Raw genomic sequence first — 11,069 nt, 5'->3', positions numbered from 1 at the left:
TGGCACGGCTGGGACGGAAGTCGCTGTCGTTCTCAAAATCGGTGGAGCTGCATGACAAAGTCATCGGGCATTATCTGAACATAAAACACTATCAATAAGTTGGAGTCATTACCAGCCAACAGAATGGCGAAAAGGCCAAAACCGTGCTTACTGGATCAAAATTTACCATTGCGAAAGCTTGTTCTGGAAAAGCTGGAGATGAAATGGTCTCCAGAGCAAATATCAGGATGGTTAAGGCGAACAAAACCACGTCAAAAAACGCTGCGAATATCACCTGAGACAATTTATAAAACGCTGTACTTTCGTAGCCGCGAAGCGCTACACCACCTGAATATACAGCATCTGCGACGGTCGCATAGCCTTCGCCATGGCAGGCGTCATACCCGCAAAGGCGAAAGAGGTACGATTAACATAGTGAACGGAACACCAATTCACGAACGTTCCCGAAATATCGATAACAGACGCTCTCTGGGGCATTGGGAGGGCGATTTAGTCTCAGGTACAAAAAACTCTCATATAGCCACACTTGTAGACCGAAAATCACGTTATACGATCATCCTTAGACTCAGGGGCAAAGATTCTGTCTCAGTAAATCAGGCTCTTACCGACAAATTCCTGAGTTTACCGTCAGAACTCAGAAAATCACTGACATGGGACAGAGGAATGGAACTGGCCAGACATCTAGAATTTACTGTCAGCACCGGCGTTAAAGTTTACTTCTGCGATCCTCAGAGTCCTTGGCAGCGGGGAACAAATGAGAACACAAATGGGCTAATTCGGCAGTACTTTCCTAAAAAGACATGTCTTGCCCAATATACTCAACATGAACTAGATCTGGTTGCTGCTCAGCTAAACAACAGACCGAGAAAGACACTGAAGTTCAAAACACCGAAAGAGATAATTGAAAGGGGTGTTGCATTGACAGATTGAATCTACAGCGGCGTACTTCGCAAAGCTGTCCGACTGAGGTACGCCTTTATCCGTGACAACACCTGTTGCTGTCCTGTTCGCCTGCTCTGTCGGGTGCTGGATGTTCATCCCAGTGGTTTTTACGCCTGGCTTCAGCAGCCGCATTCACAACGCCATCAGGCAGACCTGAGACTGACAGGACAGATTAAACAGTTCTGGCTGGAATCGGGATGCGTCTATGGTTATCGCAAAATCCATCTGGATCTGCGGGACAGCGGGCAACAGTGCGGAGTGAACAGAGTCTGGCTACTGATGAAACGTGTCGGCATAAAGGCTCAGGTCGGATACCGGAGCCCGCGGGCTCGTAAAGGCGAGGCCAGTATCGTGTCGCCCAACAGGCTTCAGCGACAGTTCAATCCGGATGCTCCGGATGAACGTTGGGTAACGGACATAACCTACATCAGGACCCACGAAGGCTGGCTGTATCTTGCCGTGGTTGTTGATCTGTTCTCACGCAAAATTATCGGCTGGTCCATGCAATCCCGGATGACAAAAGACATTGTCCTGAACGCACTGCTGATGGCTGTATGGCGGCGTAACCCCCAAAAACAGGTGCTGGTTCATTCGGATCAGGGCAGTCAGTACACAAGCCATGAATGGCAGTCGTTCCTGAAATCACACGGCCTGGAGGGCAGCATGAGCCGTCGCGGTAACTGCCATGATAATGCGGTTGCAGAAAGCTTTTTCCAGTTGTTGAAACGCGAACGGATAAAGAAAAAGATCTACGGAACGCGGGAAGAAGCCCGCAGCGATATTTTTGATTACATCGAAATGTTTTATAACAGTAAACGTCGGCATGGTTCTAGCGATCAGATGTCACCGACAGAATATGAAAACCAGTATTATCAACGGCTCGGAAGTGTCTAGATTATCTGTGGCGATTCATATCTTGGAATATAAATGTTAAAAAAATTAATAACTTTTTCTGCCATCCTGTGTACGGGACAAGTATGGGCTGCATGTGTGGATGGTGCAGCTGGCCCAAACGGCGTAGATAGTGCCACCGAAGGTAGTACCTGCGATAACAGCGGTACGTCATATATAGGGAATAATACCGCTTATGCGAGCGGGTCAGGTTCTGTTCTTAATTTCTTACCTGGAACTGTAATCAGTAGTAAGGGTGTTGCTGCCGTTTATACGCTTGCCGTGGGAGGAGTCAATAGTGGCGGTTCGATCCCTGGAGCTGGAGCAACGGTTCATGCAAAAGGAGATTTAACAGTTAATGGGAATGCTCTGGGCAGTACTCGGAGTATTTTTATCTTTTCTGGTACAGATGCAGGGGGAAAACGTAACTCACTTCAGATAGATGGAAACCTGACTGCAACGAGGACTGGCGGTCTTTATGGGGCTGTTATCGAAAATACAGGCGGGGACTTATTGGTTGCAGGTAAAACCTCTCTGACATCCAATGTCTCTGATGCACTTCGTAATAGAGGGGATGCTAATAGTACATTCAGGGGGTCCACATCGATGGTAATGCTGCCAACTTACTGATTTAGTGTATGATGGTGATTTTAAAGTGCTTGCGTGGCTTCCATTTCCATCAGATGTCCTTCCTGCTCCACTACTGAAAGCGTGGTGCGTAACGGCAAAAGCACTGCCGGACATCAGCGCTATCTCTGCTCTCATTGCCGTAAAACATGGCAACTACAGTTCACTTACACCGCCTCTCAGCCCGATACGCACCAGAAAATCATTGATATGGCCATGAATGGCGTCGGATGTCGCGCCAGTGCACGCATTATGGGCGTTGGCCTCAACACGGTTTTACGTCACTTAAAAAACTCAGGCCGCAGTCGGTAACCTCGCGCATACAACCGGGCAGTGATGTGATTGTCTGCGCTGAAATGGACGAACAGTGGGGCTACGTCGGTGCTAAATCACGTCAGCGCTGGCTGTTTTACGCGTATGACAGGATACGGAGGACGGTTGTGGCGCACGTCTTCGGTGAACGCACTCTGGCCACACTGGAGCGTCTTCTGAGCCTGCTGTCGGCCTTTGGGGTCGTGGTATGGATGACGGATGGCTGGCCGCTGTATGAACCCCGCCTGAAGGGAAAGCTGCACGTTATCAGCAAGCGTTACACTCAGCGCATTGAGCGACATAACCTGAATCTGAGACAACATCTGGCAAGGCTGGGACGGAAGTCACTGTCGTTCTCAAAATCGGTGGAGCTGCATGACAAGGTCATCGGGCATTATCTGAACATAAAACACTATCAGTAAGTTGGAGTCATTACCAGCATCAGGATGCCGGCCGTCATCTCAACTGGCAGTAGTCAGCAACCACATTGCGCTGCGTGAATTCTGACAGGGTCACAGGGGTGTACCAGGTCAGAATTCACGTAGCGCGCCTTCCTTTCCTCTTCCAGTCCCCCTGTCTTTTGCCCTGATCCTGTCTGTCCTGGCATTACCCCAATTCTCCCAAAAACCGTAAAACAGCCATCAACCCGCGTCATTACTGGCTTCATGGAGGATCTGAGCAGAAAAAGGATCCTTTACGTATTTGGTTTTACCCGCAATAATGCGGGATAAGACAACAAAAGGATCCGCGCGCTGCGATTTATTGTCATGGCAGGATCGGCCCGTCAGGTGCAAAATACCTGTATCCATAAACAGTGCGTGCGCTACGTGAAAAATAACTCATGAACAGCATCATTCCCTTGCAGAATTCACCAGAACGCGTCTCCCTGCTGCCGATCGCCCCGGGCGTTGATTTTGCGACCGCGGTGGCACTCCGGCGGATGGCCACCTCAACAGGTGCCACGCCGGCTTACCTCCTGGCGCCGGAAGTGAGCGCCCTCCTCTGGTATATGCCTGACCAGCGTCACCACATGTTGTTCGCCACCATGTGGAATACCGGGATCCGTATCGGTGAAGCCCGGACGCTCACCCCGGAATCGTTCGACCTGGATGGTCTGCGCCCTTTTGTTCGGGTGCTGTCGGAAAAAGTGCGGGCACGTCGTGGCCGGCCGCCAAAAGATGAAGTGCGTCTGGTACCGCTGACGGATGCCAGTTTTGTGCGTCAGATGGAAAGCTGGATGGTCACCACCCGCCCCCGCCGGCGTGAGCCGTTATGGCCGGTCACGGATGAGACAATGCGCAACTGGCTGAAACAGGCGGTGAAGCGGGCTGAAGCTGACGGCGTGCATTTTTCGATCCCCGTGACGCCGCATACTTTCCGTCACAGCTATATTATGCACATGCTTTATCACCGGCAGCCCAGGAAGGTCATCCAGGCACTGGCCGGGCATAAGGATCCGCGCTCGATGGAAGTCTATACCCGGGTATTTGCGCTGGACATGGCTTCCACCCTGGCCGTTCCCTTTACCGGTGATGGGCGAGATGCCGCGGAGATCCTTCGCTCCCTGCCCCCGGCCGGCTGAGATTGACGGCCCTGGCATGACGTCCTGTATTCCGCTAATACGAAATACAGGAGCAGAGCACATTCAGTGCCCCTCCCTGCTCCAGCACACCAGGACATCATTCGGATGACTGAACAGCCGTGGTCTTGCACGGTGACCTGCAAGCCTGCAGGCATCGACATACCGCAGACAAGACAGGACACAGGCCGTTCATCCCACAGTGTATTGTTTCCTGAAAGTCCAGTGAATCATCCCGTTAATTGCGAAAGTCATTCACCCCTGTGGCTCACTCCCTTCTGCCATCGGTCTCCTGTTCGCATTTAGCAGTGTGAAGCTGGCGCCGGGTTATACAGACAGCTGCAGTCTCATCCTGCCGGGCTAAACCTGCAATACACAGGGGAACGGATACCGTCAGGTAACATGACCGTCTCAGCATCCGATTGAGATTTTCGTAAGGGGTATAGAGCTTTACTGAAAAATTGACTGTGGCATGTTAACACGTGTGGAGCAGTGCACAGACCTGGGAATATCGCCGTTAAACCCGCATACCGTAGTCAATATCTGCGTATCACGGCCTGAAATCACATATGACAGTCAATATTGTTCGATCATGGCAGACATGATGGAGAACACATATTGACTGCGGTATGCGTGATGCATATCACAGTCAATGGAATGTCCTTAGCGGCATCCGGCAGTCATGTTATGCATATCGCAGTCAATTTTCTGGCTTCATCGCTGAGAGAGCTTCGGCCAGTTTAAGGGGATCGATGCCAGCAGCCTTCAGCGCCTTAATGACTTCGTCATAATTTTGCTCTGGCTCCTTCTCTTCTTCCTCTTTGCGCGGAACCTTCACAGGACCACTGATGAGTTTGGGGTTGCGATAATGCACGCTGAAATAGGTGGCTCGGCCACGTTTAAACTCAGTGTAATCCAGATAACCAATATCCCGCAGCTGCTCCATCGCCTTACGCACCGTGTGGTTCTGCGTATAGACATTTGAGGTGAGATTCAGCCGGTCACGCATCCGTTTCATGGAAATAGGTGCAGGATTCTGGGGAAGACTTTCGATGTAGGTATAAAGCGCCTGGGCTGATTCCTTGCGCTGCAGGGCGTCAATGGCTTTCAGCCGCAGCAGTACCCTTCTGTCCATGTGGTAAAGCTCAAACAGCTTAGGTTCAGCCTTGATCTCAACGATATCCTCGTTGATGTCATAATAGGCTGACTGCACCAGATGGGTGGTCCATCCTTTGGTCTCGCTCTGGAACTTCAGCGTAACCGAGGCGAGTTTAAACAGGGAATTACTGATGCGATCGCGCATTTTTTTGTTTGAACGACGGGAGTCAAATCCGCACATCTTAACGAATTCGACGAACGACAGTTCCAGGGTGTCACTTTTTACCCCATACTCCGACATGGAGCGAATTATCCCCAGCCAGACTTTAAAATCCGTGTCCATATCAAGACGCGAACCGGTGATCTTAACGTCAGTGTATCCTTCGCTTTTGGCAATGGACAGCTGTACAAGCTCCTCAGTCGCGTCTGTAACGTTTTTCCGGTTCGCCTTGCTCTTCCCTGTTGATTTCAGAGTTGGGACGAAGAGACCGAGTCTCATGAGCGCTACTGGCTGCACGGTACTGGTGCTGTTGACATCCAGCTTAACAACTTCACCGGTTGTCTTATCAACCTCCTGAAGGTTCAGAAGTAAGCTGTTATTTTCGCTCGTCATCTTGATCCTCAACGGTTATCCACAAAAGGATGTAGTAATACGTATCGCAGTCAACGGATATACATACCTCAGTAAATACCGTTGCATATCACAGTATTAGATTATGCATATAACAGTCAACATTTTACATTCCACAGTCGATCCAGACAGACGTTAAAGCCAGTTACAGCGCATGCTGGAGCGATCCGGGGATCTCTTTTGGATCTCATTATGATCTCCTTGGGATCAATTATTGGATCGAGACCATGAATAACCCAGATACAAGCCCGGAAGCGCCACACCAAATATCCAGAACCCTGGCCTTATTTTCCTGAATACGCTCTGGAAGATTGAGATCTACAGGTACAACAATGAAACATTGACTGCGGTATGCTGAGTCGTCTTTCCTCTTCCTCGACACAGATGCGGTAAGCATCATACCATAGTCAATATATTACATACCGCAGTCAATTTCATTATAACTGGCTGATCCCGAGCCATCTTTAGCAACCCGACGTACGTGCAATCTGTGAATTCTGTGATTTTCCGCTTCCTCGCCGCTTTCTCACTGTGTGAGATCGCTTACTGCGGCGAGCGGCAGTGATTAATATTGACTGCGGTATGTACTCTTTTGTAATCCCCTGCGTTCTTTCATTACCCAGTGTGGTTCACTTTGCACTTTTTCGTGCACTTTGCGATTTTATTGTTGCTTTGCAATAAATTCCAAGATTTAATAAAATAATGCAAAGTGATGATTAAAGGATGTTCAGTATGGGACTCATGGATACACTCAACCAGTGCATAAGTGCTGGTCATGAAATGACGAAAGCAATCGCCATTGCACAGTTTAATGATGACAGTCCGGAAGCCCGGAAAATAACCCGGCGCTGGAGGATTGGTGAAGCGGCAGATTTAGTTGGCGTGTCATCTCAGGCTATCAGGGATGCCGAGAAAGCTGGCCGGCTGCCGCACCCTGATATGGAAACCCGTGGGAGAGTTGAGCAACGCGTTGGTTATACCATCGAACAAATCAATCACATGCGGGATGTATTTGGTACACGACTGCGCCGTGCTGAAGATGCGTTTCCGCCGGTGATTGGCGTTGCAGCTCACAAAGGTGGTGTTTACAAAACCTCAGTATCCGTTCACCTGGCTCAGGATCTTGCTCTGAAAGGACTCCGTGTTCTGCTTGTTGAAGGCAATGACCCACAGGGAACTGCTTCTATGTATCACGGATGGGTGCCCGATCTTCATATTCATGCTGAGGACACTCTCCTGCCCTTTTATCTTGGGGAAAAGGATGACGCCAGCTACGCTATAAAGCCCACCTGCTGGCCTGGCCTTGATATCATCCCGTCCTGTCTGGCACTGCACCGCATTGAAACCGAGCTGATGGGGAAATTTGACGAAGGCAAATTACCTGCTGACCCGCACCTGATGCTCCGTCTGGCTATTGAAACTGTCGCTCATGATTATGACGTGATAGTTATCGACAGCGCACCCAACCTTGGTATCGGTACGATAAATGTTGTATGCGCTGCTGATGTTCTGATTGTCCCTACTCCGGCAGAGCTGTTCGACTACACCTCCGCACTGCAGTTTTTCGATATGCTTCGTGACCTGCTTAAGAACGTGGATCTTAAAGGCTTCGAGCCAGATGTCCGTATTCTGCTTACCAAATACAGTAATAATAATGGCTCGCAGTCCCCGTGGATGGAAGAACAAATTCGGGATGCCTGGGGAAGCATGGTCCTTAAAAATGTTGTGCGCGAAACGGATGAAGTCGGCAAAGGTCAGATCCGTATGAGAACCGTTTTTGAACAGGCTATTGATCAACGTTCTTCAACCGGTGCCTGGCGTAATGCACTCTCTATCTGGGAGCCTGTTTGCAATGAGATTTTTGATCGTCTGATTAAACCACGCTGGGAGATTAGATAATGAAGCGTGCTCCTGTCATTCCAAGACATACCACACATACTCAATCGACTGAAGATACTTCATCACCGGCGCCGGCCGCGCCGATGGTGGATTCATTAATTGCGCGCGTGGGTGCTATGGCCCGCGGTAATGCAATCTCTCTTCCGGTAAGTGGACGGGAAGTAAAATTTACCCTTGAGGTGCTCCGGGGAGACTCTGTTGAGAGCGCTTCACGCGTATGGTCAGGCAATGAGCGCGATCAGGAACTACTTACCGAAGATGCTCTGGATGATCTCATTCCTTCATTTTTACTGACCGGTCAGCAGACTCCAGCTTTCGGCCGCCGGGTTTCTGATGTCATAGAAATTGCAGACGGCAGCCGTCGCCGTAAAGCCGCAATCCTGACGGAAAGTGATTATCGCGTTCTGGTTGGTGAACTGGACGATGAGCAGATGGCTGCATTGTCCCGACTGGGTAACGATTATCGGCCGACGAGTGCTTATGAACGTGGCCTGCGTTATACAAGCCGGCTGCAGAATGAGTTTGCAGGAAATATTTCTGCGCTTGCCGATGCGGAAAACATTTCTCGTAAGATCATTACCCGCTGTATTAATACGGCCAAACTGCCTAAATCCGTTGTTGCCCTGTTTGCACATCCTGGAGAACTGTCTGCCCGGTCAGGTGAAGCCCTTCAGAAGGCTTTTGCAGATAAAGAAGAATTACTGAAGCAGCAGGCTGAGACTCTCCACGATCAGAAGAAAGCGGGACTAATCTTTGAAGCTGAAGAGGTCATTAGTCTTTTAACATCCGTACTGAAACAATCTCCCACATCAAGAGTTAATCTGAGCTCACGTCATCAGTTTGCTCCAGGGGCAACAGCATTGTATAAGGGCGATAAAATGGTGCTTAACCTGGATAAGTCCCGCATTCCTGCGGAGTGTATAGAGAAAATAGAAGCCATTCTTAAGGAGCTTGAGAAACCAGGAGTCTGATGCGGACACGCTTTAGTCTACGGTGATCTCCCTTTACTTCATTTCCTTTCTCACAGGCCAGAAAACATAACTGGCCTGAATATTCTCTCTGGGACCACGGTCCCACCTGCGTCATCTGTCAGCTTATCTGCCTTGGACCACGGTCCCACCTGCATCGCCGGTCAGGTTATCTCCCTGGGACCACGGTCCCACCTGCGTCATCGGTCAGCTTATCTGTCTGGGACCACGGTCCCACCTGCGTCATCGGTCAGCTTATCTGTCTGGGACCACGGTCCCACCTGCATCGCCGGTCAGGTAATCTGTCTGGGACCACGGTCCCACCTGCGTCATCGGTCAGGTAATCTGCCTGGGACCACGGTCCCACCTGCGTCATCGGTCAGCTTATCTGCCTGGGACCACTGTCCCACCTGCGTCGTCGGTCAGGTAATCTGCCTGGGACCACGGTCCCACCTGCATCGTCGGTCAGGTAATCTGCCTGGGACCACGGTCCCACCTGCATCGTCGGCACATTATTAGTTTGGGACAACGGTTAAGCAATGCCTGTCACGAACAGGTATTGGCTTGTCGCCAGCAACCTGTTGAGCGGAGTAATCACGCAGCAGGGCGGCTATTACAGGTGATGGTGAAAGCTCTGTTGGGATCTGAACGAAGCATGTTGAGTGAAATTTGCAAAATTTCGCGGGGTGTGCGGCTTAATTTTAAATTTCCGCCAGCATTTTTAAAACCAGCTGCCGCCGCTGCGCGTTGGCCGGTCCTTCGTCCGGCCGGTAACCAGTCCCGGCCGTTCTTACGACCCTGGATGAACATGGTCCCGTCATCAGCGTCTCCAGTGTGATGTCGTTTGTCACGCCGTCCGAGGGGATATCAGGGACACAACATATGGTAGAAAAAGCAGCTGTCTGAGACACAATATATTGATTATCCACAGTAACGGGGGATAACCGTATGGGTAACATATTGAAAGTCCAACACGTTATCTGATTAACTGACTTTGTAAACGCCGCTGAACCATGAAAAAAATCCGGGGGAATCATCACAGCGCATAAACATACCGTTTTGTTTTTGGGTGACGGCAAGGAGGCCCCTGTTATCACCACATACCTTGTTAAAGGTTTCCATTCCTATCCTTATCAGGCTCTTTTCGTTATTTTCGGGAGAGATCCGGAGATGTTTTGTCAGCCAGACAGGATAGGTATCAGGGTTACGCCAGTACTGCAATTCAATCACTGAAGCCATTCCCCAGACAGTGAAGAATAAGAAAACCACACCTGCGATTTTGCTACCCATATTGTTCCTTAACATTGATTTAATACATTCCTTGCTCCTCGCACCGGAGCACATCACAGATACTGATTGAGATCCACTTCACGCAGCGGCTGGTTTTGACGTTCTGTGATCAATTGCACCAGGTCTTTTTCGTCCAGCGCATCGAGCATTTGTTCATACAGAGCCGCGGGCACACAATAAAAAACAGGGCGGTTGCGGTCAATAATCGCGACCGGGTAGCCGGCACTGGCGGTGGCCACCGGATCGTTTTTAAGTTCGCTGACGCTGGCAGTCACATCACACAGAATGATGTTTGTCATGGTTCCCCCCTGAGACAAGTCATCTGTATGATCGGTAAAGTAAGCTCTGGCGGCAAGTCCCTTCTGTCATTTCAACGGTCAGAAACGGGCAACCGGCAGCTCCTTCCAGCGGGTGGTATATGCCGGTGACAGCATCTCCCGTTTCATCTGCCAGTCCGGCGCAATACCCCGTCCGGCAAACCAGACTTTCCCGAGTCCGGAATGATTAATACCGTCGAGCACCTTCATCAGCGCATCGCTGTGCGGCCGTGGCTGCACGTCATCGAACAGATTCAGCTGTGCAACGCCGTTCGGGCTGAAATCATTGAGCATTATCCCCGCTTTTGCGTAGCGGTGGCCATCGAGCCAGATCCTGCCCAGAGACCTGACCGCTGCCGCTATAATGTCCCGGGTGTCACGGGTAGGGGTGTTCAGTTTCTCGGTGATGCTGCCAACTTACTGATTTAGTGTATGATGGTGTTTTTGAGGTGCTCCAGTGGCTTCTGTTTCTATCAGCTGTCCCTCCTGTTCAGCTACTGACGGGGTGGTGCGTA

The 11,069-nt window shown here is 50.4% G+C and carries 10 protein-coding genes and 3 pseudogenes; 9 read left to right on the top strand and 4 right to left on the bottom strand.

Annotated elements, in window-relative coordinates:
* From FHC49_RS23105 to FHC49_RS23080, 6 genes and pseudogenes are all read left to right on the top strand, one after another.
* Positions 1–98: IS1 family transposase (locus FHC49_RS23105; RefSeq protein WP_000851394.1), on the top strand; the 98-nt coding region annotated here is incomplete at its 5' end.
* 16 nt (positions 99–114) lie between these two features.
* Positions 115–930, top strand: a pseudogene (locus FHC49_RS23100) (IS30-like element IS30 family transposase); the annotation flags it as partial.
* Between the two features lie 12 nt (positions 931–942).
* Positions 943–1,836: pseudogene (locus FHC49_RS23095) on the top strand (IS3 family transposase); the annotation flags it as partial.
* Between the two features lie 33 nt (positions 1,837–1,869).
* Positions 1,870–2,463, top strand: coding sequence for a hypothetical protein (locus FHC49_RS23090; RefSeq protein WP_255581454.1), 594 nt, complete (start codon positions 1,870–1,872; stop codon positions 2,461–2,463).
* Positions 2,464–2,496: 33 nt separating this feature from the next.
* Positions 2,497–3,194 (top strand): IS1 family transposase gene (locus tag FHC49_RS23085; protein WP_370631788.1). Its coding sequence is split into 2 segments (ribosomal slippage): positions 2,497–2,746 and positions 2,746–3,194, totalling 699 coding nucleotides; the frame shifts between segments, so codons are not numbered across the junction.
* A gap of 419 nt (positions 3,195–3,613) precedes the next feature.
* A complete protein-coding gene (locus FHC49_RS23080; protein WP_220440944.1) occupies positions 3,614–4,354 on the top strand; it encodes a tyrosine-type recombinase/integrase in 741 nt (246 codons plus the stop codon).
* A gap of 697 nt (positions 4,355–5,051) precedes the next feature.
* On the opposite strand, the gene FHC49_RS23075 is transcribed toward FHC49_RS23080, so the two are convergent.
* Positions 5,052–6,062, bottom strand: coding sequence for a RepB family plasmid replication initiator protein (locus tag FHC49_RS23075; protein WP_220440943.1), 1,011 nt, complete (start codon positions 6,060–6,062; stop codon positions 5,052–5,054).
* Between the two features lie 750 nt (positions 6,063–6,812).
* Between FHC49_RS23075 and sopA the strand changes: the two genes are divergently transcribed.
* A complete protein-coding gene (gene sopA / locus FHC49_RS23070; protein ID WP_000523812.1) occupies positions 6,813–7,979 on the top strand; it encodes a plasmid-partitioning protein SopA in 1,167 nt (388 codons plus the stop codon).
* Positions 7,979–8,950 (top strand): ParB/RepB/Spo0J family plasmid partition protein, encoded by a 972-nt coding sequence (locus tag FHC49_RS23065; protein ID WP_220440942.1) that lies wholly within the window; start codon positions 7,979–7,981, stop codon positions 8,948–8,950. The genes sopA and FHC49_RS23065 overlap by 1 nt, the downstream gene beginning before the upstream one ends.
* A gap of 981 nt (positions 8,951–9,931) precedes the next feature.
* On the opposite strand, the gene FHC49_RS23060 is transcribed toward FHC49_RS23065, so the two are convergent.
* From FHC49_RS23060 to FHC49_RS23050, 3 genes and pseudogenes are all read right to left on the bottom strand, one after another.
* Positions 9,932–10,237 carry a hypothetical protein gene (locus tag FHC49_RS23060; RefSeq protein ID WP_220440941.1) on the bottom strand — a complete coding sequence of 102 codons (306 nt, stop codon included), beginning with the start codon at positions 10,235–10,237 and terminating at the stop codon, positions 9,932–9,934.
* A gap of 53 nt (positions 10,238–10,290) precedes the next feature.
* The gene (locus FHC49_RS23055) at positions 10,291–10,536 is read right to left on the bottom strand and encodes a hypothetical protein (RefSeq protein ID WP_023320082.1); all 246 of its coding nucleotides are present in this window, start codon (positions 10,534–10,536) and stop codon (positions 10,291–10,293) included.
* 78 nt (positions 10,537–10,614) lie between these two features.
* Positions 10,615–10,959, bottom strand: a pseudogene (locus FHC49_RS23050) (DUF4113 domain-containing protein); the annotation flags it as partial.
* Between the two features lie 52 nt (positions 10,960–11,011).
* Here FHC49_RS23050 and FHC49_RS24830 point away from each other — a divergent pair.
* Positions 11,012–11,069: IS1 family transposase (locus FHC49_RS24830; protein WP_097491765.1), on the top strand; the 58-nt coding region annotated here is incomplete at its 3' end.

The sequence above is a fragment of the Kluyvera sp. EC_51 genome, assembly GCF_019584505.1.
GTDB classification, from domain to species: Bacteria; Pseudomonadota; Gammaproteobacteria; order Enterobacterales; family Enterobacteriaceae; genus Kluyvera; species Kluyvera sichuanensis.
Note: the sequence above shows the minus strand (reverse complement) of the source record. Positions and strands in the feature narration are given on the sequence as shown.